General features: G+C 65.6%; 22 protein-coding genes and 1 riboswitch. Of the genes, 14 read left to right on the forward strand and 8 right to left on the reverse strand.

From position 1 onward, the window contains the following. The first annotated feature begins 42 nt into the window (after window positions 1-42). The 5 genes from fabG to AWC31_RS16045 are packed head-to-tail and all read left to right on the forward strand — an operon-like array spanning window position 43 to window position 4,589. A complete protein-coding gene (fabG, locus tag AWC31_RS16025; RefSeq protein ID WP_085145123.1) occupies window positions 43-783 on the forward strand; it encodes a 3-oxoacyl-ACP reductase FabG in 741 nt (246 codons plus the stop codon). Beyond that, complete coding sequence (locus AWC31_RS16030; RefSeq protein ID WP_085145124.1) at window positions 780-2,000, forward strand: acetyl-CoA C-acetyltransferase; 1,221 nt, start codon at window positions 780-782, stop codon at window positions 1,998-2,000. Before fabG ends, AWC31_RS16030 begins: the two co-directional genes overlap by 4 nt. After that, window positions 1,997-3,190, forward strand: coding sequence for an acyl-CoA dehydrogenase family protein (locus AWC31_RS16035; protein WP_085145125.1), 1,194 nt, complete (start codon window positions 1,997-1,999; stop codon window positions 3,188-3,190). Before AWC31_RS16030 ends, AWC31_RS16035 begins: the two co-directional genes overlap by 4 nt. Window positions 3,191-3,193: 3 nt before the next feature. Then, window positions 3,194-3,862 (forward strand): GntR family transcriptional regulator, encoded by a 669-nt coding sequence (locus AWC31_RS16040; protein WP_085145126.1) that lies wholly within the window; start codon window positions 3,194-3,196, stop codon window positions 3,860-3,862. 22 nt (window positions 3,863-3,884) lie between these two features. Beyond that, window positions 3,885-4,589, forward strand: a complete 705-nt coding sequence (locus tag AWC31_RS16045; RefSeq protein ID WP_234816877.1) for an alpha/beta fold hydrolase — start codon at window positions 3,885-3,887, stop codon at window positions 4,587-4,589. 13 nt (window positions 4,590-4,602) lie between these two features. Here AWC31_RS16045 and AWC31_RS16050 read toward each other — a convergent pair whose 3' ends face one another. Continuing rightward, on the reverse strand, window positions 4,603-5,457 hold the full coding sequence (locus AWC31_RS16050) for a bifunctional 5,10-methylenetetrahydrofolate dehydrogenase/5,10-methenyltetrahydrofolate cyclohydrolase (RefSeq protein ID WP_085145128.1): 855 nt from the start codon (window positions 5,455-5,457) through the stop codon (window positions 4,603-4,605). 18 nt (window positions 5,458-5,475) lie between these two features. Next, window positions 5,476-5,553: riboswitch (ZMP/ZTP riboswitch) on the reverse strand. Between the two features lie 83 nt (window positions 5,554-5,636). Between AWC31_RS16050 and AWC31_RS16055 the strand changes: the two genes are divergently transcribed. Next, the gene (locus AWC31_RS16055) at window positions 5,637-6,824 is read left to right on the forward strand and encodes a CaiB/BaiF CoA transferase family protein (protein WP_085145129.1); all 1,188 of its coding nucleotides are present in this window, start codon (window positions 5,637-5,639) and stop codon (window positions 6,822-6,824) included. A gap of 60 nt (window positions 6,825-6,884) precedes the next feature. Here the strand turns inward: AWC31_RS16055 and AWC31_RS16060 are convergent, their stop codons facing one another. From AWC31_RS16060 to AWC31_RS16085, 6 genes are read right to left on the reverse strand one after another with little or no spacing between them, the layout of a single operon-like run. Continuing rightward, window positions 6,885-8,375 (reverse strand): class I adenylate-forming enzyme family protein, encoded by a 1,491-nt coding sequence (locus AWC31_RS16060; protein ID WP_085145130.1) that lies wholly within the window; start codon window positions 8,373-8,375, stop codon window positions 6,885-6,887. Further along, the gene (locus AWC31_RS16065) at window positions 8,368-9,831 is read right to left on the reverse strand and encodes a class I adenylate-forming enzyme family protein (protein ID WP_085145131.1); all 1,464 of its coding nucleotides are present in this window, start codon (window positions 9,829-9,831) and stop codon (window positions 8,368-8,370) included. The genes AWC31_RS16060 and AWC31_RS16065 overlap by 8 nt, the downstream gene beginning before the upstream one ends. Next, on the reverse strand, window positions 9,824-11,272 hold the full coding sequence (locus AWC31_RS16070) for a class I adenylate-forming enzyme family protein (RefSeq protein ID WP_085145132.1): 1,449 nt from the start codon (window positions 11,270-11,272) through the stop codon (window positions 9,824-9,826). Before AWC31_RS16070 ends, AWC31_RS16065 begins: the two co-directional genes overlap by 8 nt. After that, window positions 11,272-12,051 (reverse strand): enoyl-CoA hydratase/isomerase family protein, encoded by a 780-nt coding sequence (locus AWC31_RS16075; RefSeq protein ID WP_085145133.1) that lies wholly within the window; start codon window positions 12,049-12,051, stop codon window positions 11,272-11,274. The genes AWC31_RS16070 and AWC31_RS16075 overlap by 1 nt, the downstream gene beginning before the upstream one ends. Beyond that, window positions 12,048-12,851: an enoyl-CoA hydratase/isomerase family protein gene (locus tag AWC31_RS16080; RefSeq protein ID WP_085145134.1), complete on the reverse strand. Its 804-nt coding sequence runs from the start codon at window positions 12,849-12,851 to the stop codon at window positions 12,048-12,050. Before AWC31_RS16080 ends, AWC31_RS16075 begins: the two co-directional genes overlap by 4 nt. Window positions 12,852-12,860: 9 nt before the next feature. Continuing rightward, window positions 12,861-13,655, reverse strand: a complete 795-nt coding sequence (locus tag AWC31_RS16085; RefSeq protein WP_085145135.1) for an enoyl-CoA hydratase/isomerase family protein — start codon at window positions 13,653-13,655, stop codon at window positions 12,861-12,863. 108 nt (window positions 13,656-13,763) lie between these two features. On the opposite strand from AWC31_RS16085, the gene AWC31_RS16090 reads away from it, so the two are divergent. From AWC31_RS16090 to AWC31_RS16100, 3 genes are all read left to right on the forward strand, one after another. Next, window positions 13,764-14,531, forward strand: coding sequence for a FadR/GntR family transcriptional regulator (locus tag AWC31_RS16090; RefSeq protein ID WP_085145482.1), 768 nt, complete (start codon window positions 13,764-13,766; stop codon window positions 14,529-14,531). Continuing rightward, window positions 14,521-15,420: an enoyl-CoA hydratase/isomerase family protein gene (locus AWC31_RS16095; protein ID WP_085145136.1), complete on the forward strand. Its 900-nt coding sequence runs from the start codon at window positions 14,521-14,523 to the stop codon at window positions 15,418-15,420. Before AWC31_RS16090 ends, AWC31_RS16095 begins: the two co-directional genes overlap by 11 nt. Before the next feature lie 73 nt (window positions 15,421-15,493). After that, window positions 15,494-16,669, forward strand: a complete 1,176-nt coding sequence (locus AWC31_RS16100; RefSeq protein WP_085145137.1) for a thiolase family protein — start codon at window positions 15,494-15,496, stop codon at window positions 16,667-16,669. 7 nt (window positions 16,670-16,676) lie between these two features. Here the strand turns inward: AWC31_RS16100 and AWC31_RS16105 are convergent, their stop codons facing one another. Continuing rightward, window positions 16,677-17,450 carry a TetR/AcrR family transcriptional regulator gene (locus tag AWC31_RS16105; RefSeq protein WP_198539019.1) on the reverse strand — a complete coding sequence of 258 codons (774 nt, stop codon included), beginning with the start codon at window positions 17,448-17,450 and terminating at the stop codon, window positions 16,677-16,679. Between the two features lie 260 nt (window positions 17,451-17,710). On the opposite strand from AWC31_RS16105, the gene AWC31_RS16110 reads away from it, so the two are divergent. The 5 genes from AWC31_RS16110 (at window position 17,711) to AWC31_RS16130 (ending at window position 22,490) form a co-directional block, all read left to right on the forward strand. Further along, entirely contained in the window at window positions 17,711-18,472 is a 762-nt protein-coding gene (locus tag AWC31_RS16110; RefSeq protein ID WP_085145138.1) for a crotonase/enoyl-CoA hydratase family protein, read from the forward strand. Window positions 18,473-18,482: 10 nt separating this feature from the next. Beyond that, window positions 18,483-19,280, forward strand: a complete 798-nt coding sequence (locus AWC31_RS16115; RefSeq protein ID WP_085145139.1) for an SDR family NAD(P)-dependent oxidoreductase — start codon at window positions 18,483-18,485, stop codon at window positions 19,278-19,280. Window positions 19,281-19,290: 10 nt separating this feature from the next. Then, window positions 19,291-20,298 carry a dihydrodipicolinate synthase family protein gene (locus tag AWC31_RS16120; RefSeq protein ID WP_085145140.1) on the forward strand — a complete coding sequence of 336 codons (1,008 nt, stop codon included), beginning with the start codon at window positions 19,291-19,293 and terminating at the stop codon, window positions 20,296-20,298. A 107-nt stretch (window positions 20,299-20,405) separates the two neighbouring features. Continuing rightward, window positions 20,406-21,230 carry an enoyl-CoA hydratase gene (locus tag AWC31_RS16125; RefSeq protein WP_085145141.1) on the forward strand — a complete coding sequence of 275 codons (825 nt, stop codon included), beginning with the start codon at window positions 20,406-20,408 and terminating at the stop codon, window positions 21,228-21,230. Between the two features lie 12 nt (window positions 21,231-21,242). Then, a complete protein-coding gene (locus AWC31_RS16130) occupies window positions 21,243-22,490 on the forward strand; it encodes an amidohydrolase family protein (RefSeq protein ID WP_085145142.1) in 1,248 nt (415 codons plus the stop codon). Window positions 22,491-22,495 lie beyond the last annotated feature (5 nt).

Here is a 22,495-nt window from a genome sequence, read left to right on the forward strand (position 1 = left end):
CTTGACGGTGCCCCGGCTTCGAGAGTTAGGACAGGTGATCAGGTGTCATTGCTGACCGGTCAGACTGCGGTGGTTACAGGTGGAGCCCAGGGTCTGGGCCATGCCATCGCGAAACGCTTCATCGCCGAGGGTGCCCGAGTGGTACTCGGCGACCTCAACCTCGACGCCACCGAGGCCGCGGCCCAAGAGCTCGGCGGGGCCGAGGTCGCAACGGCCGTGCGTTGCGACGTCACGTCCGCATCCGACGTGCAGGCTCTCGTCGACGCGGCCGTACAAAGCTTCGGCGGGCTGGACATCATGGTCAACAACGCAGGTATCACCCGCGACGCGACCCTGCGCAAGATGACCGAAGAGCAGTTCGATCAGGTCATTGCCGTGCACCTCAAAGGCACCTGGAACGGCACGAAGTCGGCCGCAGCGATCATGCGCGAGAACAAGCGCGGCGCGATCGTAAACATGTCGTCGATCTCTGGCAAGGTCGGGCTGATCGGACAAACGAACTACTCGGCGGCCAAGGCCGGCATCGTCGGAATGACCAAAGCGTCGGCCAAGGAACTCGCGCATCTGGGCGTGCGGGTGAACGCGATCCAGCCCGGCCTCATCCGGTCGGCGATGACCGAGGCCATGCCACAACGTATCTGGGACCAGAAACTTGCCGAGGTGCCGATGGGGCGGGCCGGTGAGCCCGATGAGGTCGCCAAGGTCGCGCTGTTCCTCGCCAGTGACCTGTCGTCGTACATGACGGGCACCGTGCTCGAGGTGACCGGTGGGCGGTACGTATGACAACGCGCGACGCCGTCATCTGTGAACCCGTCCGGACTCCGATCGGCCGCTACGGCGGCATGTTTCAATCCCTGACCGCGGTCGAGCTCGGTGTCACCGCGCTCAAGGGCCTGCTGGCGCGCACCGGTGTCGCACCCGAACAGATACAGGATGTGATTCTCGGGCACTGCTATCCGAACAGTGAGGCACCGGCGATCGGTCGCGTCGTGGCTCTCGATGCCGGACTGCCCGTGACGGTTCCGGGCATGCAGGTGGACCGGCGATGCGGCTCGGGTCTGCAGGCCGTGATCCAAGCCTGCCTGCAGGTGCGCAGCGGCGACAACGATCTGGTGGTCGCGGGCGGCGCGGAGAGCATGAGCAACGTCGCCTTCTACTCGACCGACATGCGATGGGGCGCAGCGCGAACGGGCGTGCAGATCCACGACGGACTCGCGCGCGGACGCACGACGGCAGGAGGGCAGTTCTATCCCGTGCCCGGCGGCATGTTGGAGACCGCGGAGAACCTGCGCCGCGAATACGGGATCACCCGGACCGAGCAGGATGAGCTCGCGGTGCGATCGCACCAACGGGCGGTGGCCGCCCAGGCCGAAGGCGTGCTGGCCGAGGAGATCATCCCGGTGACGGTCCGCACCCGAAAAGGCGAGGAAACGGTCAACACCGACGAGCATCCGCGGGCCGACACCACGGTCGAGGCATTGGCCAGACTCAAACCTGTTCTCCTGAAACAAGACCCCGAGTCCACTGTGACGGCGGGCAACTCGAGCGGCCAGAACGATGCGGCCTCGATGTGCATCGTCACGACGCCGGACAAGGCTGCCGAACTCGGACTGAGACCCCTTGTGCGACTGGTGTCGTGGGGTTCGGCAGGCGTCGCCCCGAACGTGATGGGCATCGGTCCGGTTCCGGCCACCGAGGTCGCGCTGGCGAAAGCCGGCCTGCAGCTGAGTGATATCGACCTGATCGAACTCAACGAGGCCTTCGCAGCGCAGGCGCTCGCGGTGATGAAGGAATGGAAGTTCGGCGCGGCCGATCACGAGCGCACCAACGTCCGCGGATCGGGGATTTCGCTCGGGCACCCGGTGGGCGCCACCGGCGGCCGGATGCTCGCCACGCTGGCGCGCGAACTGCACCGCCGCGACGCCCGCTACGGGCTCGAGACGATGTGCATCGGCGGCGGGCAGGGGCTGGCTGCCGTTTTCGAGAGGGTGGCATCGTGACCAGGCTCGCCCAGACGCTCGGGCTCACCGAGTTCCAGACCGAGATCGTTTCGACCGTACGGCGATTCGTCGACAAAGAGATCATCCCCGCCGCCCAGGAGCTCGAGCACTCCGACACCTATCCGCAGGCCATCGTCGACCAGATGAAAGAGATGGGACTGTTCGGGTTGATGATTCCCGAGGAGTACGGCGGCCTCGGCGAATCCCTGCTGACCTATGCCCTGTGTGTCGAAGAACTCGCCCGCGGCTGGATGAGCGTGTCCGGGGTGATCAACACCCACTTCATCGTCGCCTACATGATCCGCCAGCACGGCACCGACGATCAGAAGCAGAAGTTCCTGCCGCGCATGGCCACCGGTGAGACCCGAGGTGCGTTCTCGATGTCTGAGCCCGAGCTCGGCTCGGACGTAGCCGCGATTCGCACCCGCGCCACCAAGCAGGCCGACGGCGACTACGTGATCGACGGCCAGAAGATGTGGCTGACGAACGGTGGCAGCTCGACACTGGTGGCCGCGTTGGTGCGGACCGACGAGGGTGCCGACAAACCACACCGCAACCTGACGGCGTTCCTCGTCGAAAAGCCGACAGGTTTCGGCGAAGTCGTTCCGGGACTGGTGATTCCCGGCAAGCTCGACAAGCTCGGCTACAAGGGCATCGACACCACCGAGTTGATCTTCGACGGATACCACGCCAATGCCGATGACGTTCTCGGCGGCGTGACGGGGCAGGGCTTCTTCCAGATGATGGACGGCGTCGAGGTCGGGCGGGTCAATGTGTCCGCGCGCGCATGCGGCGTCGGTATCCGGGCCTTCGAGCTCGCGGTGCGTTACGCGCAGCAGCGCCAGACCTTTGGCAAGCCCATCGCCGAACATCAGGCGGTGGCGTTCCAGTTGGCCGAGATGGCAACCAAAGTCGAGGCCGCCCATCTCATGATGGTCAACGCGGCACGGCTCAAGGACTCCGGCGAACGCAACGACGTGGCCGCGGGCATGGCGAAATATCTTGCCAGCGAGTTCTGCTCGGAGGTCACCCAGCAGAGCTTCCGGATCCACGGCGGCTACGGGTATTCCAAGGAATACGAGATCGAGCGGTTGATGCGGGACGCGCCGTTCCTGCTGATCGGCGAGGGCACCAGCGAGATCCAGAAGAACATCATCAGCAAGCGCCTGCTTGCCGACTACCGGATCTGACACATGACCGTCCCGGATTTCGCCGCCCGCCCACAGCTCGCCGAAGACGTGGCGCGTTTGATCCGTCGGCGGATATTCGACGGCACTTACCCGGCGGGTAACTACATACGGCTCGAACAGCTCGCAGCCGAGCTGGGCATCAGCGTGACGCCGGTGCGCGAAGCCCTGTTCGGGCTGCGGGCCGAAGGTCTGCTCACCCAGCAACCCCGCCGCGGATTCGTGGTGCTTCCGGTCACGCGACGCGACATCGACGACGTGGCCGGGGTGCAGGCTCACATCGGCGGGCAGCTGGCGGCCCGCGCCGCAGGGCAGATCAGCGACGGCCAACTCGATGAACTCGAGCGGATCCAGCGTGAGCTCGAAGATGCCTACACGAAAAACGATCACGAACGTGCTGTGCGCCTCAACCATGCCTTTCACCGTGGTGTCAATCTCGCCGCGGAGTCGCCGAAGCTCGCGCAGCTGATGTCCCAGATCACCCGCTACGCATTGGAATCGGTATACCCGACCGTCGAGGGCTGGCCCGAACAGTCGACGCATGACCATCGGCGCATCCTCGAGGCGCTCAAGGTGCGTGACGGGGATCAGGCACGCGAGGCCATGTCGGAGCATCTGTGTGCAGCATCGAAGCCGCTGACCGACCATCTCGCGCGGCTCGGCGTGCTGGAATAGGACTTTCGGGCTGGGGGTGAATGTGCGAGCGCAAACGGTGGTGGCCGACGACGGCACCCTGCTGCACGTCGGCGTCACCGGAGCGGGGCCGGACGTTGTGGTGCTGTCCGGTGGACCGGGGTGTGTCCACTACCTCGAAGACGACACACTCGCGCCACGCGGGATGCGAGCGTGGTTTCCCGAGCCGAGAGGTGTCGCGCGCTCTGCGGGTGGCCCGCACGACCTCGCACAGGCGGTGTCCGATCTCGAATCGGTACGGCGATCGCAACGGATCGACAGATGGGTGGTGCTCGGCCATTCGTGGGGGTCCGATCTGGCCGTGCGCTACGCGCTTGACCATCCAGACCGGGTCGCCTCGGTCGTTGGCGTCGCCGGACACGGATTGCACAAGGACCGAACCTGGTCGCAAGCATACGAGGCGGCGCGCCATCTCGAAGCCGATCTGCAAATCCCTTGGGAGCCGGCGATTCACGCCGCATTGACCGCATCGTTCGTGCAGTGGATACACGAACCGGACTTGCTCCGCCGACTGGCCGACTCCGATGTACCCATGACGTTTCTCGCCGCTCAACACGACATCCGTCCACCATGGCCCCTGCGCCAACTCGCCGCCTTGGTGCGGCATGGCCGGTTCGAGGAAATACCCGACGTCGGCCACAACCTGTGGTCAACCGATCCGGACGTGTGGGTCGACCACATCACCAGGGCTTGCCGCTGGGCGCACTGACCGACGCTGGGGTTTACGCAGCGGGCATTCCGAATGCTTGTCGGGCGGCGTCGACAGTTTGTTGTAGTAGGACCGCGATGGTGGTGGGTCCGACCCCTCCGGGTACCGGAGTGATGAGCCTGGCTCTCTCAGCGGCCGAAGCGTATTCGACGTCACCGATGTTGCCGGGGTTGTAGCCCGCGTCGATGACGACAGCGGCCGGCTTGATCCAAGTGCCCTTGATGAGTTCGGGTTGTCCGACAGCGGCGATGACGATGTCTCCGTCAGCGACAATCCGAGGCAGGTCGGTGGTTCGCGTGTGGCAGTACGTGACTGTGGCGTTTCGGGCCAGCAGCAGCATCCCGACCGGCTTGCCCAGGATGGGGCTCCGGCCGACGACGACCGCGTGCAAGCCCGTGGGATCGACGTCGTAGGCATCGAGCAAGTGGATGATGCCGGCCGGGGTGCAGGCCTGGAACCCGCGTTCACCCAAGGCCATTGCGGCGAATGACGCCATGGTCACTCCGTCGACGTCTTTGGAAGGGGTGATGGCTTCAAAGACGGCACGTTCGTCGACATGCGCAGGCATCGGGTGCTGGACCAGAATGCCGTCAACAGTGCCGTCGTCAGAAAGCCCCTTCACCACGGCGACGACGTCGTTGGTCGTCGCGGCCGCGGAAATGTGATGGCTCCGTGAGTCCAGGCCGGTGGTGCGGCAGCGGTTGGCCTTCATGCGCACATATGTGTGAGAGGCGGGGTCGTCACCGACGAGTACCGTTGCGAGGCACGGCTTTCGGCCTGACTGCTTTTCGAAGGCGGCGGCTTGTCGGCGGGTGTGGGCGAGGATCTCGGCAGCGACGTGTACGCCATCGATGATTGTGGCGGGCATGGGTGTCCTCCTCAAGGTGAGGAGCACCCAGGCGGTCGATGCTTCCGTGCTCGGCTTCCCGGTGGTGTTCCACCTGCGCCAGTCGCCAACGCGACTCTACCGCTGCCGGGCGACGCGGGACGGCCGAGGCAACGTACGGTAATACTTACAGTCGACCATTCGACGAAAGTGGGTGAGCGATGCCGGGTGTGCTCGACGGGATCCGGGTGCTCGACTACGGGCGCTTCATCGCGGCGCCGTGGTGCAGCGCGATCCTGGCGGACATGGGCGCCGACGTGCTTCGGGTCGAGAAGCGCGAAGGTGGCGAGGACCGATGGGTGCAAGCTGTCACCGAAAGCGGCGAGGGTGGGACGTTCCTGCAGTGCAACCGCAACAAGCGATCGCTGACGCTGGACTCGACGAAACCCGAAGGCGCCGAGATCACCCGGCGACTCGTGGCTCGGTCCGACATCGTGATCGCCAACATGCCTGCCGCCGGGATGCGGGCGAGTGGGCTCGACTACGACACCCTGAAGGCCGCCAAGCCGGACATCATTCTGGCGAGCGCCACCGCGTACGGCGAGGGCGGCCCGTACAGCGACCGGATCGGCTTCGACGGTGCCGGCCAGGTGATGTCGGGCGCGGTGTACCGGCAGGGTCTGCCCGAGCAGCCGATTCGAACTGTGGTGCCCTACGCGGACTTCGGTACCGCTCTCACACTGACGATCGGTGTGATGATGGCCCTCTACCACCGCGACCGAACCGGGAAGGGCCAGCATGTCGAAGGTGCGCTGCTGCCCACCGCGCTCATGTTGTCGAACGCCTTCCTGATCGAGCGCGAGTTGCTCCAGGTCGACAAACCTCGGATGGGCAATCGCGGCGCCTCGGTCGCGCCGTGCGACCTGTACCGCACCTCGGACGGCGAGTGGGTGCTGCTGCAGGTGGCCGGCCAGCCGATGTTCAAACGCTGGTGCCGGTTGGTGGGTCGCGAAGAACTTTTCAACGATCCGCGGTTCTCCGACGACGACTCACGCTGGCAGCACGGCGACTACCTCAACGACATCATGCAGTCCTGGTGCGCCGACAAGACCAAGGCCGAAGTGCTGCAGTTGCTGGAGCGGGCGAAAATGCCGGCCGCTCCGCTCCATTCGACGCAGGACGTCCTCGACGATCCACACGTACAAGCGATGGGTTATCTGCAACGGGTGCCATTTCCGGGAGCCGCCCGCGACGTACCGATCGTCGAGACCCCGTTCCGGATGTCGGCGACGCCGGGAACCATCCGCCATCGCGCTCCGCTTCTCGGCGAGCACACCGACGAGGTGCTCGATGAACTCGGCTACGGTGCCGATCAAATCGCGAAGCTGCGGGCGAACGCGATCGTGTGAATCCGTCGAGATTGCGCACAGGGTCGTGAAGTTCGTGAAACAACAGCCCTGAGCGCAGTATCAACCTCGCGTCAACATCGCGCGCAGTCGGTTGTTGTCGACCTTGCCGGTCGGCCCGCGCGGCACGGCCTCCTCGTCGGTGAGCAGTAGCCACACCGTGGGCACCTTGAACGTGCTCATGGCCTCCCGCGCGGCCGCCCGCAGGGGCTCAACTGATGAGAAGTCGGACACCACGGCCGCACCCACCCGATTGCGTTCACCATCAGGAACATTGGTGACAAATGCGGCCCGCACACCCTTGATCCCACGCAGGGCGCGCTGCACCTCGCTCGGGTATACGGTGGCGCCACGGACCTTCAACATGTCGTCGGATCTGCCGTGGTAGAACAGGAATCCGTCGGCGTCGAGATGGCCGCGGTCGCCGGTGGGGTAGTAGCCGTCCGGGGTGAACACGTCTTCGCGGCTGCGACGGCAGATGCTTCGCATGACGTGTCGGCCGCGGATCTGGATCTCGCCGACCGCACCGGCGGGCAGCGCCGAACCCGTGTCGGCATCGACGATGCGGACATCCATGCCGGCGAACGGTTTACCGCAGCTGCCCCAAGCCGACCGCGGCATGTCGGTATCGGCCGGATAGCCGCAGTACGGCCCGAACGATTCGGTCATCCCGAACAACGATGCTCGCGCACCCGGCTGCGATCGCAGGTGAGGCGGCAGCAGTGCCTCAAGACTTCCCGGCTGCAGCGCCGACAGGTCAGCACCGTCGGCATGGCGCGCCAACGCCTCAGCTTGTTCGGGCCAGCCCCGAAACAGCGTGACACGTTCTCGCTGAAGAAGTTCCAGCGTCGATTCAGGGTTTGGGATGGGCTCGGTCACCAAGGTCGCACCGGCGAGCAACACCGACAGGATTCCCGCCCCGAGGCCGCCGACCCAGAAGAACGGCATCGGCAGGTACAGCCGCGTCGCAGCTGTGATGCACCGGGCGTCCAGTCCGGACCGGACGGCGCCCAGCGCGTTCGCGTGCGAGTGCATGACGCCTTTGGGCGGTCCGCTGCTCCCGGAGGTGAACATGATGACCAACGAGTCGCTGGGGCGCACGGTTGCGGTCAGTGCGTCGACCCGGTCGGCATCGGGCCCAGCCAGCGCCAGTGCTTCGGCGTCGGTCCAGACCTCACGCAGTGCCGGGAGTTGCGCACGGTCTACCGGGTATCGGCGGCCCCGGAATTCGTCAACTGAGATCAGGAATTGCACGGACGCCATCCGCAACTGTGCGGTGAGCTCGGCTGGGGACAACAGCGTGCTCAACGGAACCAGGACCGCGCCGATCCGAGTCACGGCGATCGCGATCTGCACCCAATCTGCTCCGTTGGGCATGATCAAGCCGACCCGCGTGCCCTTGCCGATACCGGCGGCCAAGAATCCGCCCGCCAAAGCTCGTGTGTGGGAGTTCAATTCGGCATAGTTGAGTCGAGTGCTCGGGTCGATCGCCATCGTCTTGTCGGGTGTGGCGGCCGCATGGGATCGGACCAGCGCATCGATCGTGTCAACCATCGAACAACCCCGCCAACCTCGCCATGTCGACCTTGCCGCTGGACAGCACGGGCAGCTGGGCCGGGCGGATCACCGCGAAGCGTCTGGGCACCTTGTACGCCGACAGCTCGTCGCGCAACGCGGTGCGAATGGCAGCCTCATCGAACGTGGATGGATCTTCCATCACCATCACTGCCGCCACGACCTGCCCGCGCTCGGCATCCGGCAGCCCGACGACATGGACGGCGCTACAGTGCAACAGGTTGGCGAGCGCCCTCTCCACCTCGGCTGGTGGGACGTTGGCGCCCGCCGTCTTGATCATCGCGCCGGCACGGCCCAGAAAGTAATAGAACCCGTCGTCGTCGACGCGCACGAGATCGCCGGTGTGGAACCAACCATCGGCGTCGAAGCAGTCCTCGCGGTTGCGACCGTAGTAGCCCAGCATGACGTACGGCCCACGGATACACAGTTCGCCTGAGGCGAGCACCTTCGTCTCGAAACCAGGTGCGGGGCGGCCATAGGATCCGCGCCGGTGTTCGGGTTGATCGCTGTCGTCGGCGTCGACGAGTACGACGCTGCCCGCCTCGGTCATGCCGAGCATGTTGTGGCGCAGCTCGGGATCGGCGGGCCTGGCATCGGGCGCCATGATCGGGTACAGGTTGCCACGACGCATCGACGACAGATCGCGATGAGCGAAGCTCGGATGGCGGGTCAGATGGGCGATGCCCGCGGCGAAACCGTTTGTCAGCGTCGGCTTCTCGGACTCCAGGAGGTCCAGCGTCGCGCCCGCGTCGGTGGCGTTCGAACAGATCAGGGTCGCGCCGGCGACCATGGTGGCCAGCAAGCCGAACGCGAAGCCGCCGACCCAGAAGAACGGCGAATTGCAAAACAGCCGGTCCGGCGCGGAGAACCCGCGAATCGCGTTGAGGTTGCGTTGATGTGCCAGCAGCCCGTTGTGGGAGTGGACGACGCCTTTGGGCGCCCCGGTCGAGCCGGAGGTATAGATGACCGCCAACGGATCGCAGCCGTCGACGTCGGCTTCGAGACCGGCGATGTCCGGCTCGTGAGCCTCGGGCTGCTCGAACAGCACGTGTCGCAGGCACGGTGCGTAACCGACTTCAGCCAACCGCTCTCCATAATCATGATTCCGGAAGGACCGCGCCGACAGCATGATCGCGACGTCGCTGTCGAGCACTTGTGTCCGTAGCTCAGTAGACGTGAGAAACGTCGAGAACGGCACCACGACCGCGCCGATTCGCGCCGCGGCCAGCATGGCGACCACGAATTCGACACCGTTGGGATACAGCAGGCCGACATGGGTACCTTTGCCTGCACCGAGAGCCGCGAGCCCGCGGGCCAACCGCGCCGAGCGGGCCTCGGCTTCGGTATAGCTGACGCGAGTGTCGTCGCAGATCAGCAACGGGTGATCGCCCCGGCCGCGGAGACCTGCGAGCAGGTCGACGAGCGACTCAGACACCGGCCGCTAACTGGTCGCGGACGGCGCCCAGATCGGCCTTGCCAGAGGGAGTCCGGGGAATCGTCTCGACGATCGCGATCCTGGCCGGTATCTCGTACCGGGCCAGGCGGCCCCGCAGATACTCGGTCAGCTCACCCGGGGACGCGTCCGTCCGTAGCTCGACCATGGCCACCGGCGTTTCCCCCAACCGCTCGTCCGGCCACCCGATCACGGCGGCGCCACGTACCGCGGGATGGCTTTCGAGCGCCGTGCGGACATCGTCGGGCATCACCTTGAAGCCGCCGCGGATGATGGCCTGATCGGCACGCCCCAGAATCCACACGAATCCGTCGCTGTCGATGCGGGCGAGGTCGGTGGTGCGCAACCAGCCCGAGGTCGGGTCGAGCTGCGCGGGTTTGACCTCCAGCAGGCCCTGTCGGTCGGGCCCGAGTGGGTTGCCGCCGTCGTCGACGACGCGCAACTGTGCACCCGGATTGGCGCGACCGACGCTGCCCCGTTTGGCTTTCCAGTACTTCTGGTGGTCGGCGAGCGTCCAGCTGGTGACTCCGCCACCGAATTCCGTTGCCGCATAGGAGGTCAGCACCGGTATGCCGAACTTCTCGGTGAACGCGTCGGCGTCGTCGGCCGACAACGGCGCGGTGCCGGACGTGACGACGCGGATACTGGCCAGGTCGTCGCGGGTGAGATCGGAGTGCAGCACCATGCGCAGTGCCGCCGGGACCAGCGACACCGCGCGGGGCCGGTGTTCGCGCACCGCGGCGGCCCAGCGCTCGAGGTCGAACTTCGGCAGCAGCACAAACGGACGCGCCTCGGCGATGCACAGCAGGACCCGGAACACCCCGCCGACATGTACGAGCGGCGAGTTGACGATCGCGACCCCGCGCCGCAATTCGGTGGGGGTGGGCGATGTCTCGGGTTCGCGGCCCATGACGCTGCGGGCAAGCATGTCGTAGGTGAGGTCGACTCGCTTAGGCGGGCCGGTGGTGCCGCTCGTGAGCATCCACACCGCCACACCAGGCCGGCCGGCGTCAGCGACCGGTGCCGTGGCGGCGCTGACCACCGGTGGGCTGTCCAGATCGGAGATCGCGACGGTCGTCGTCGCCGGTGACGGTGTCACCAGGGTGGCGATGTCTTCGGCGAGACCCACGATGAGCGGCAGCGCCATGTCCGCGATGTCGGTGCGCGTCCGGTCGTCGCCCCGCGACGGATTGATGACGACGACGGTTGCGCCGGCGGCCAACACGCCGAGCAGGGCGGCGACGTGCGCCGGTTGGTTGCGCAGCATGATGCCGACCCGGCCCGAGCCCGCGAGCGCGCCGACGCGGCGGGCCAAACCGGCGACCTGTCCCCACGTACACCATCGCCCGTCGTATTGGACGGCCGCCGCCGCCGGATCCAGGTCGAAGACGTCATCGATGCGCTGCGAAAGCGGATGGACCATCAGCGGATCCGTGGTGCCGGCTTGGAGGGCTTGAGCTCGGCCAATTCCGCCTTGGCGATCGGATTGCCCAACCGGGTGTAGATCAAGCCCTGATCCATGGCGGCCCGGTACGGTTTGTCGAGAGATTCCCAGATCGCCTTGACGGTGCCCTGTGTGGCGGTCGGAGGTTTGGCGGCGATGGTCGCCGCGATCTCGTGTGCGCGCGCCCAGAGGTCGTCGCGAGCCACCACCTCGGTGACCAGTCCGATGCGTAGTGCGGTGCCGGCGCAAACCCGTTCGTCGTTGCCCATCAACGCGATTCGCAGCGTGTCGCCGAGGCCGACCCGTCGCATCAGCCCGACCGGCTCGAGTGCGGACACGAGGCCCGCGCTGACGTGGGAGTCGAAGAACGTGGCGTCCTGTGAGCAGATGACCACATCGGCCTCGTTGACGAAATACAGTGCGCCCGCTGTGCACATCCCCTGGACGGCGCACACCACGGGCTTCCACATCTTCTGCCACTTCGGACTGAGCAGCTCACCCGGATCCTCGTGATTCCACACGATATTCGGTTGCCCATAACTCGATTTCACATCGAGCCCGGCGCTGAACGCCCGGTCGCCTGCCGCGCGCAGCACCACGGCGTTGATGCCCTCGTCCGCCTTGATCGTCTGCCAGACATCGCGCATCTCTTCGCACATCGTGCGGTTGAACGAGTTGAGCGCCTCCGGTCGGTTGAGCGTGACGGTCGCGACGCGCGAATCGTGATCGAGGTCGAGCAGGATGGTTTCGAAAGTCATCGGCACCGCCAGTTCGGCGCACGCTTCTCCACAAACGCCAGCGGACCCTCCTGGGCGTCTTCCGTGCGGACCACCCGTTCGCGGAATGTCTCGGCCAGAATCTCGCCTTCCAGTAGTGGCAGGTCGAGCGTCTTGTGAATGGCCAGCCTGGTGCCCCGTACCGCGAGGGGCGCATTGGAGTTGACGATGTCGGCAATCTCGTGTGCCCGTTGCAGCAGCTTGTCGTGTTCGACGACCTCGGTCACCATGCCGAGTTCGTAGGCGCGTTCTGCGCTCATCCGTTCGTGCTTGCCCGTCAACGCCATTCGCAGGGCGACCGAACGCGGCAGCGCGCGGGCCAGGCGCACCATCTCGCGCGCGGCGACCAAGCCGATGCTGACGTGTGGGTCGAAGAAGGTCGCCTTGTCGGATGCGATCACGATGTCGCCGGTGGTCACCCAGTCGAGCCCGGCGCCGCAGCAGATGCCGTTGATGGCCGCCAGCACCGGTTTGGCCATCCGGCGAAACGGGGGAGTGCCCTCTTGCGGTGCCTCCCACTGGTCATAGGTGGACAGGTAGGGCCGTTCGTAGATGACCCTGCCGTCCTCCGGAATTTCTTTGACGTCGGCGCCCGTGCAAAACGCCCGGCCCGTGGCCGTGACGATCATCAGCCAGATGTTGTCGTCGTTCTCGGCTTCGTCGTACGCCGCGCGCAGTTCGTTGATCATGTGCGGGGACAACGCGTTGAGCGCCTCGGGGCGGTTCAGCGTGATGGTCGCTTTGTGCCCGTCGACCTCGTATTTGATGGTGTCGTAGGTCATGCGTTCCTTTCAACGTCCTCGGAAGTCCGGGTCGCGACGCTCCCGGAACGCCGCGAGTCCCTCTTTGAAATCACCGGTGCGGCAGGACAGTTCGAGGTTGGACAGTTCCTGGTTCATCGACTGGGTCAGGGTGGCGTGCTGGCTGTAGACGATGGCCTGTTTGGCGAGGCCGAGCGCGACGGTGGGGCCGTTCGCCAGCCGGGCCAGGAGTTCGTCGGCGGCGGCATCGAGTTCGCCTGCGGGGACGGCGTCGTGAATCAGCCCCCAGTCGGCCGCCTGTGTGCCACTCACCTTCTCGCCGAGCAGCAGCATGCGCCTGGCCCTGGTCACTCCGGCCAGCCGCGGCAACAGCCACGTCGCGCCCGAATCCGGGCTGAACCCTCGGCTCAGAAACGGCTCCCAGAACGTGGCGTCGGCGTCGGCGATCGTGAAATCCGCCGCCAAGGCGAGGTTGCAGCCGAGCCCGACGGCCCAGCCGCGCACCGTGCAGATCACCGGTAGTTGGATGGTCGCCACGAGTTCGATGACGCGGTGTGCGGTGTGGGGGACGCGCCGGACCAAGTCACCCGTGCGGGGGCGCTGCCCGCCGCTGTTGGTGGCCACCCAGTCTGCGCCGGTGCAGAAATCGCCGCCCGCGCCGGTGATCGCGATCGCACGCAGAGAATCGTCGCTCGCGGCGGCGGTGAGAACAGTGACGAGATCGTCGATCATCCGATGGCTCAAGGAATTCCGTCGATCTGGACGGTCGAGAACGACGCGCAGGACGTCGCCGTCGCGGGATGTGGAAACCGCCTCGTCGTTCACGGTCGACCCGCCTCCATATCCATACAGTTGCCCATACAGTAGACGATGCGATTACTATCCTGTACAAGTTAGCAAGGAAAAGCCGTCGGCGGAACAGTGGAGGAACGGGTGCCGGCACACCGGATACGCCAACCGCGGGTCGCCGAGGTCGTCGCGTCGAAACTGCGTGACGACATCCTGTCCGGCAGGTTGTGCGAAGGCGACATCCTGCCGACGCAGGAGAGTCTGTTTCAGCAGTTCGGTGTGAGTCCGCCTGCGCTGCGCGAGGCTATCCATCTGTTGGAGACCGACGGATTGGTCTCGGTGCGCCGCGGCAACATGGGCGGGGCGGTGATCCGGCAGCCGTCGGCCGAGCGAACCGCGCACATGATCAGCATGGTTTTGCAGTCCCGCGCCGCCACGCCGGCCGATGTCAGCGAGGCCCTGTTGCACATGGAGCCGATCTGCGCGGGTATGTGCGCGGCTCGGGCGGATCGGGCCACCGAGGTGGTGCCGTACCTACAGGCTGAAATCGACTTCCAGACCGCAGAATTCGGTGACACGTCGCGGTACGTGGCCAACGCTCGCAGGTTCCACGAGGTGCTGGTGGCGCGGTGTGGCAACGAATCCATGATTCTGCTCATCGGATCGCTGGAGTTGATCTGGTCGACGCACGAATCGTCGGTGTGGGGCGGCGAAGTCGACGCCGGGATGAACGAGAAGACGATGGGGGCCGCGTTGCGCGACCATCAACGTTTGCTCGACGCCATCGCCGACGGCGACTCCGCCCGCGCCGCCAAGCTCGCGGCTGACCACTTGACCACGGCACGCCGCACCACGCTGGCGGCCGGTACCGACAAAACCATTGAAGCGAGGCTGATTTCGAATGACCGATGACCGCGTGCTGTTCGAGGTCGACGACGATCGCCGTATCGCCACCATCACGTTCAACAACCCGAAACAGCGCAACTCCTACGATGCGGCGATGCGCGACGAAATCGCCCGATATCTGGACATCGTCGCCGAAGACGACGACATCACCGTGGTACTGCTGCGCGGCGCCGAGGGGGTGTTCAGTACCGGGGCTGACATGAACAACGCCTACGGCTGGTACGGCGATGAGCGCCATCGCCACGAACAAACGGGCGACCAGAAACAAGCCACACAGAAGAGATCCCGCCCGAGTCAGCGGCGGCGCCTCACCGTCGACCGCAAATCGTTCGGGTTCTACCACAACTTCATGGGCTTCCCGAAGGTCACGGTCGGTGAGATCAGCGGCTACGCACTCGGCGGCGGATTCGAAATGGCTTTGATGACAGACATATCCGTGATCGCAAGGGACACGAGGATCGGGATGCCGGCCACCCGGTTCCTCGGCCCGGCGCTGGGCAGCCTGCACATGTTCTTCCACCGTCTCGGGCCGGTGCTGGCGCGGCGGATGCTGCTGACCGGCGACATCATCGAGGCCGGATCGATCGAGCATCTGGGTGTCTTCACCGACACGTGCGACGCCGGCGACGTGGGTGCTCGGGCGCGGTACTGGGCGCAGAAGGCCGCCAAAATGCCCGCCGATGGCGTCGTCATCGCCAAGGAAGCGTTCCGGCTGGTCGAGCAGAGTCAGTCGTATCAGGGCGAGGAGGTCGCGAGCTACATCTTTCATGCCTACGGCACGAACCTGCAGTTCTCACCGGGGGAGTTCAACTTCGTCAAGACCCGTGCCCAGCACGGAACCAAGGAGGCGTTCCGGCTGCGCGACGAGCACTTCCACGTGCCGGAGCCGCGATGACAGACGCACTACCGGCAGGCGTACGGTAGCTGATAGGGTTTACATAAATGGCGCATAACGTAAAGGTGGAACTATGCCAACACCCGTCATAGTCGGTGCGGCTCGCACGGCCATCGGCCGGTCCTTCAAGGGCACGCTTGTCAACACACCGCCAGAAGCTCTGATCACCACGGTGCTGCCCGAGGTCGTGCGTCGTGCCGGAATCGCCCCGGAGGCGATCGATGACCTGATCTTCGCCGAATCCAATTACGGCGGCGGCGATATCGCGCGCTATGCGGCCGACGCCCTTGGCTGGCAGTCGGTCCCGGGCCAGTCCGTCAACCGGCATTGCGCGGGCAGCCTGACGTCGATCGGCAATGCCTCGGCTCAGATCGCTTCGGGCATGGAACGAGTACTGGTGGCCGGCGGTGTGCAGTCGCTGTCCTCTTCACCGCTGATGAAATGGCGCGTGCCCGGGCCGGAGTTGACGTTCATCGAGCCGTGGATGACGCCGACGCATGTAGAGACGCCCGACGCTCCGATGCGCGACATGTCGATCACGGTCGGCTGGAACACCGCGCAGGCCGTCGGAATCACCCGCGAGGAAATGGACGCCTGGGCAGCCCGGTCACATCAGCGCGCGATCGCGGCCATCGACGCGGGCAAGTTCCTCGATGAGATCGTGCCGCTCAAGGTGACCCAGCCCGACGGCTCGGTGACCGAGTTCAGCGTCGACGAGCATCCGCGTCGCGGCACCACGGCCGAGAAGCTGGCCGAGCTCAAGGTCCTGCATCCGGAGATCGAAGGATTCTCCATCACCGCGGGCAACAGCAGCGGCACCAACGATGCTGCCGCTGCTGTCGCGCTCGTCGACGCCGACTATGCCGCAGCGGAAAACCTCGGCGTGCTGGCCACGGTGAAGGCCTGGGGCGCGGTCGGAGTGGCAGCACGGGACACCGGCTTGGGCGGAGTCAACGTGATCGGCAAGGTTCTCGACCGGGCCGGCCTCAAGCCGTCCGACGTCGCGCTCTGGGAGATCAACGAGGCGTTCGCGTCAGTGCCCATCGCGGCGTGCCGCGAGTACGGCCTCGACGAGGAGCTGGTGAACTTCTCCGGAAGTGGTTGCAGCCTCGGACACCCGATCGCCGCATCGGGTGCCCGCATGGTCACCACGCTGGTCTACGAACTGCAACGCCGCGGCGGCGGTTTCGGCGTGGCCGCGATGTGCGCAGGCGGCGGTCAGGGCGGCGCGGTCGTCATCGAGGTCTAGCGTCGAGTCAGCTGGCTGCGGCCTTGCGCTTCGCGGGGGCCTTCTTGGCCTTGGCGGTGCCCGCCGCGTTCGACTCGATCAGCCGGGCGGCGTGGTCGAGGATGCACTCGAGCCCGTATTCGAAGTTCTTCTCGTCGGCCGCGCCGATGCGATGGCCCTCGCTGGTCACTTGCGCCAGCAGCGGGGTGACCTCGGGGTCGATGATCATGGTCTCTTCGTAGTCCCCGGGCGCGTTGTCGTTGGCCCGGTTCTTCTCGTAGAGGCGGTGCAGCACGACCGAACCGCGGACGTGCACCGACACCGCCGAATAGGTGTCGAACGCGTCCTCAACCGAGAGCCCGGCCTCGACCAGACCGGCGATCGCGGTTTCCATCTCCTGCACGCCGAGTCGCGCGGCCCGCGGGCTCAGCGCCGACCTGATGAGAATGAGGTCGCACAGAATGGGGTTGCCCATGAACGCTTTCCGCATGGTCCGGGCGTGGTTGGCGAGTGACTCGCGCCAGTCCTTGGCCTCGACGTACGGCGTGGCGACGACGAATTCCCGTAGCGCCCGGTCGGTCATCGCGTTGAGCAGATCGTCCTTCTTGCGGAAGTACCAGTAGATGCTGGTGACACCCACGCCGAGGTGCTTGCCGAGCAACGGCATGCTGAGGTTGTCGATCGACACCTGCTCGGCCAGTTCGAAAGCACCCTTGATTATGTCGTCGGGATTGATGGAACCGCGTTCGCGCCGTTGGCGTTTCTCAGCGGTCGGTTGCTTTGCCACTACGGGCACCTCCATCAAAATCGATACTGCTCAAGCAGTCCCGCGCCGCGGGCCGATATCACCGAATTTACCGTCGGCTACCGCCTGAACTGCGCCTATGGACGCGTGTCGTCGGGTGTTGTCACCGTCAACCTTACCGGTAGCCATCCCGTCGCTCCGCTCTACGGTTGCCCTCGGCACGTCGCTGCGGTACTGAGTGCGGGGGCTCGGGTTTGTACTGTAATCCCTATAGTAGGCTTTTCGGCGGTTATCGGACCGCGAGCGAAGGGGCAACGGTGTCGGATGTAGTTCTGCGGGAGCGTCGAGGTAGAACGCTCATTATCACGATCAATCGGCCGGAAGCGCGTAATGCCTTCAACCTGGCCGTGGCCCAGGGTCTGGCCGAGGCCATGGACGAACTCGACGCGACGCCCGAGCTCTCCGTGGGGATCATCACAGGCGCCGGCGGCAACTTCTGCGCGGGCATGGACCTCAAGGCCTTCGCGTCGGGCGAGGTGCCCCACGTACCCGGCCGTGGAATCGGGTTCACCGAACAGCCGCCGCGCAAGCCGCTCATCGCCGCCGTCGAGGGCTATGCACTGGCCGGCGGTACGGAGATCGTGTTGGCCACCGACCTCGTGGTGGCTTCCAAGGTCGCCAAGTTCGGCATACCCGAGGTCAAGCGCGGACTCGTCGCGGCAGGCGGTGGCCTGTTGCGGCTGCCGCACCGCATCCCGTACCAGAAGGCACTCGAGCTCGCGCTCACCGGCGACAACTTCACCGCCGAGGAGGCTGCCGCGTGGGGCTTCGTCAACAAACTGACCGAACCCGGTGAGGCGTTGACGGGCGCCATCGAGTTGGCCGAACGCATCACCGCGAACGGCCCGCTGGCGGTCGCGGTCACCAAGGAGATCATCGTCAAGTCCGCCGGATGGTCGGAGGACGAGATGTGGAAGAAGCAGGGCGAGTTGATCATGCCGGTGTTCTCGTCCAAGGACGCGATCGAAGGCGCGACGGCATTCGCCGAGAAACGCGCCCCTAATTGGACCGGTTCCTAGCCGGCACGCGATGGACCTCGGTTTCGAAGGCGCGGCCACTGTCGTTGTCGGCGGTGGCCGCGGAATGGGTTTCGCGACGGCGCAGTGTCTGGCCGACGACGGAGCGAAAGTGGCACTCGTCGGGCGTTCCAAGGACGTCCTCGACGCTGCTGCAGCAGATCTGGCACGGAGGGGCAGCCCGGATGCGATGGCCATCGTCGCCGATACGGGCGACCAAGCCCAGGTCGAGTGCGCGTTCGCCGAGATCGGTGAGCGATGGGACGGTGAGCTCAACGCACTCATCAACACGGTAGGGCCGGGCGCGGCGGGCAACTTCGAACAGTTGACCGACGAACAATGGCAAGAGGCGTTCGACGCCGGGTTGATGGGCATGGTGCGCTGCGTCCGGGCGGCACTGCCGTTGCTACGCAAGGCGGAATGGGCCCGGATCGTCAACTTCTCCGCCCATTCGACTCAACGGCAGAGCACCCGCCTGCCTGCCTACACGGCGGCCAAAGCCGCGGTGAACAGCGTGTCGAAGAACCTCTCGCTGCTGCTGGCCAAGGACGAGATCATGGTGAACGTGCTGTCGCCGGGCAGCATATCGTCGGAAGCGCTTCTGGGATGGGCTGATTCAGTCGGCATCGACGGCTCCGACCCGTACCGGCTGATGACTGCGATCGACGAGCATTTCGGCCATCCCGCACATTTGCCGCGCGCCGGCCTGCCCGATGAGATCGGCCCCGTGGCAGCCTTTCTCGCGTCCCGGCGCAACTCCTACATGACGGGTGCGAACGTCAACGTCGACGGCGGTTCAGACTACGTCTAGAGGGGTGCACATGGCGACAGCCGCAGAAGCTCGGGACTGGGCGCGCGTCGCCCTACGGGGTATCGGCGATTCCCTCTACACACCGTTCAGCGGGGCCCATGGCGACGACATCGACTGGGCTGCCTACCGCGCCCTGGTGCGTTATTGCGTGGCCGATCTCGGCCACGCGATGCTCTGGTGTACAAGCGGATTGGCCGAGTTCTGGGCGCTGACCCTCGCGGATCGCAAGCAACTGCTCGAAGTCGCGATCGACGAGGGTCGCCGGGCGAACCCGAATGTCGTCATCCAGGCGTGCACGGCAGCGACGTCGGCCAAGGACTGCCTCGAACTGACTCGGCACGCGCAGGAGGTCGGCGCCGACATCGTCTACATCCAGACCCCGATGATGGAAACGCACGGCGGTGAAGGGGTACTGAGGTTCTTCCGCTACATCGCCGAACGCACCGATATCGCGCTGGGCATGTTCAACTCGCCGTCGTCGGGCTACGTGCTGACACCGGCCGAGGAAGCGCGCATTGCGGAGGAGATCCCGGCGGTGTGCGCGACCAAGGAAGGTGCGTTCCGGCCTGCGGCCAGCCGGATGCTGCATGAACTCGCGCCCGAGCTCCTCGTCTGGGAATGCGATCGGACGGTCTACCGCGCGGGCTGGCTGCGCGACGGAATCGTGTGCCCGGCGCAACTGGGCACGGCGGGGTACCTCTACGAAACCCCACAGCAGCCGATCTTCAGCCAGTACTGGGACCTCGTCCTCGCCGACATGCTGATCGAGGCGATGGACTTCGCCCGCGACAGCGGGCTGGACCAGTTCGACCTCGACGTGGGGCCATGGTTCACCTGCTATCCGGGCCGCGCCGACTATTTCACGCACTGGGCGGGCGCATTCAAGTACGCCGCGTCGGTGCTGGGCCTGCCGATCGGTGACTACCCGCATTCGCGGCCTCCGCAAGCTGTGCTGCCCGACGTGGCGAAGGACCAGATCGCCGCTGCCTATCGCAGGCTCGGTCTGATCCCGCACTGACGGTCCTTTTCCCAGGTCGCGGCCTAATTGCAGATCGTGTCCGCGCTTGCGGAATGCTCTACCGATAGGTATACAGTATGTGTGCCTGAACGAGAGGTGGCCCGCGTATGACCCTCGCCGACGACGGTGTCACCACGGAGGCCGTGCTCTATGGCGTAAACGACCGTGGTGTCGCCACCATCACGCTCAACCGGCCGGACCGCTTGAACTCCTGGGGAGCCGACATCTCGGCCGGCGTGTACGCGGCATTCGACCGTGCCGAGGGAGACCCCGATGTGCGGGCCATCGTGCTGACCGGAACCGGCAGGGGGTTCTGCGCCGGTGCCTACATGGGATCGATGGCAGCGCTTGGCGAATCGATCGATGGCGACACCGACGTCAGCAAGATCGTGGGTGAACGGCATCCGCATTTCCTCACCGCGTTGCGTAAGCCCGTCATCGCCGCGATCAACGGCGCATGTGTGGGCATCGGCCTGACCCACGCGTTGATGTGCGACGTGCGATTCGCTGCCGCCGGCGCCAAGTTCGCCACCGCGTTCCCGCGTCGCGGTCTGATCGGCGAGTACGGGATCACCTGGATCCTGCCGCGACTGGCCGGCTGGGGCGCGGCGGCCGACCTGCTGTTGAGTGGCCGGACGTTCATCGCCGAAGAGGCCGCACAGCTGGGGCTCGTGAAAGAGGTTGTGCCACCAGAAGATCTGCTGGGACGGGCGTTGGAATACGCCGAAGATCTGGCCCGTAACTGTTCGCCCGCGTCGATGGCGGTGATCAAACGCCAGCTCTACGGCGACGCCAACGACGACGTGACTGACGTCAGCGCCCGCGCCGAGACGCGCATGCACGAATCCATGGTGCGGCCCGACCTGATCGAGGGCATCACCGCCTTTTTCGAGAAGCGGCCGCCGAACTTCCCGCCACTGACCGAGCTTTGAAAGGTTGATGAAATGACCGACACACCAGAGCGTTTGCCGTACCTGGCCGTCGACGTCGACAACCACTATTACGAACCGCTCGACGCCTTCACCCGGCACCTGCCCAAGGAATTCCGCAGCCGTGGCGTGCAGATGGTCCAGGACGGCAAGCGGACCCTCGCGGTGATGGGTGGGACCGTCAACCACTTCATCCCCAACCCGACCTTCGACCCCATCATCGAGCCTGGCTGCCTGGATCTCCTGTTTCGAGGTGAGATCCCCGAGGGCGTCGATCCCGCCTCGCTGATGAAGGTCGACCGCCTGTCCGACCATCCCGAGTACCAGAACCGCGATGCGCGGCTCGAGGTGCTCGACCGGCAGCGCCTCGAAACCGTGTTCATGCTCCCAACTTTCGCGTGCGGCGTGGAGGAGGGACTCAAACACGATATCGAGGCCACCATGGCCTCGGTGCACGCCTTCAACCTGTGGCTCGACGAGGACTGGGGTTTCGACCGGCCCGACGGCCGTTTCGTGTCGGCTCCCATCATCTCGCTGGCCGATCCGGTCAAGGCGGCCGAGGAAGTCGAATTCGTGCTCGGTCGCGGCGCCAAGCTCGTGTGCGTGCGCCCGGCCCCGGTGCCCGGCGAGGTCAGGCCACGGTCACTGGGCGACACGCTGCACGACCCGGTGTGGGCCAGGCTGGCCGAGGCCGGTGTCCCGGTGGTGTTCCACCTGTCGGACTCCGGGTACATGGCGGTCCCGGCATTGTGGGGCGGCAGCGGTGTCTTCAAGGGATTCGGCAAGCGGGATCCGCTCGACATGGTGATCATGGACGACCGCGCGATACACGACACGATGGCCTCGATGATCGTGCACCAGGTGTTCACCCGGCATCCCAAGCTCAAGGTGGCCAGCATCGAGAACGGCTCCTACTTCGTGTACCGCTTGATCAAGCGCCTGAAGAAAGCGGCCAACAACGCGCCGTACCACTTCAAGGAAGATCCGGTGGAGCAGCTCAGGACCAACGTGTGGATCGCGCCCTACTACGAGGACGACGTGAAGCTGCTCGCCGACACCATCGGCGTCGACAAGATTCTGTTCGGCTCGGACTGGCCGCACGGTGAGGGGCTCGCCGACCCGACGACCTTCACCGCCGATATCCCGCAGTTCCCCGAGTTCAGCCTCGAAGATACCCGAAAAGTGATGAGGGACAACGCATTACAACTGCTCGGAGATGTCACCCGCACCGCGCCCGGTGTGTCGCATCTGGTGTCGGTGTAGCAGCC

The organism is Mycolicibacterium wolinskyi (assembly GCF_002101965.1).
Lineage (GTDB): Bacteria > Actinomycetota > Actinomycetes > Mycobacteriales > Mycobacteriaceae > Mycobacterium > Mycobacterium wolinskyi.

Bases quoted from the DNA above. Each gene is read 5' to 3' on its own strand.
- AWC31_RS16100 (WP_085145137.1), top strand. From the start codon at position 15,494: ATGCCAACACCCGTCATAGTCGGTGCGGCTCGCACGGCCATCGGCCGG.
- AWC31_RS16125 (WP_085145141.1), top strand. From the start codon at position 20,406: ATGACCCTCGCCGACGACGGTGTCACCACGGAGGCCGTGCTCTATGGC.
- AWC31_RS16030 (WP_085145124.1), top strand. From the start codon at position 780: ATGACAACGCGCGACGCCGTCATCTGTGAACCCGTCCGGACTCCGATC.
- AWC31_RS16080 (WP_085145134.1), bottom strand. From the start codon at position 12,851: ATGACCTACGACACCATCAAATACGAGGTCGACGGGCACAAAGCGACC.
- AWC31_RS16120 (WP_085145140.1), top strand. From the start codon at position 19,291: ATGGCGACAGCCGCAGAAGCTCGGGACTGGGCGCGCGTCGCCCTACGG.
- AWC31_RS16050 (WP_085145128.1), bottom strand. From the start codon at position 5,457: ATGCCCGCCACAATCATCGATGGCGTACACGTCGCTGCCGAGATCCTC.
- AWC31_RS16115 (WP_085145139.1), top strand. From the start codon at position 18,483: ATGGACCTCGGTTTCGAAGGCGCGGCCACTGTCGTTGTCGGCGGTGGC.
- AWC31_RS16075 (WP_085145133.1), bottom strand. From the start codon at position 12,051: ATGACTTTCGAAACCATCCTGCTCGACCTCGATCACGATTCGCGCGTC.
- AWC31_RS16130 (WP_085145142.1), top strand. From the start codon at position 21,243: ATGACCGACACACCAGAGCGTTTGCCGTACCTGGCCGTCGACGTCGAC.
- AWC31_RS16040 (WP_085145126.1), top strand. From the start codon at position 3,194: ATGACCGTCCCGGATTTCGCCGCCCGCCCACAGCTCGCCGAAGACGTG.
- AWC31_RS16060 (WP_085145130.1), bottom strand. From the start codon at position 8,375: ATGGTTGACACGATCGATGCGCTGGTCCGATCCCATGCGGCCGCCACA.
- AWC31_RS16055 (WP_085145129.1), top strand. From the start codon at position 5,637: ATGCCGGGTGTGCTCGACGGGATCCGGGTGCTCGACTACGGGCGCTTC.
- AWC31_RS16095 (WP_085145136.1), top strand. From the start codon at position 14,521: ATGACCGATGACCGCGTGCTGTTCGAGGTCGACGACGATCGCCGTATC.
- AWC31_RS16070 (WP_085145132.1), bottom strand. From the start codon at position 11,272: ATGGTCCATCCGCTTTCGCAGCGCATCGATGACGTCTTCGACCTGGAT.
- AWC31_RS16105 (WP_198539019.1), bottom strand. From the start codon at position 17,450: ATGGAGGTGCCCGTAGTGGCAAAGCAACCGACCGCTGAGAAACGCCAA.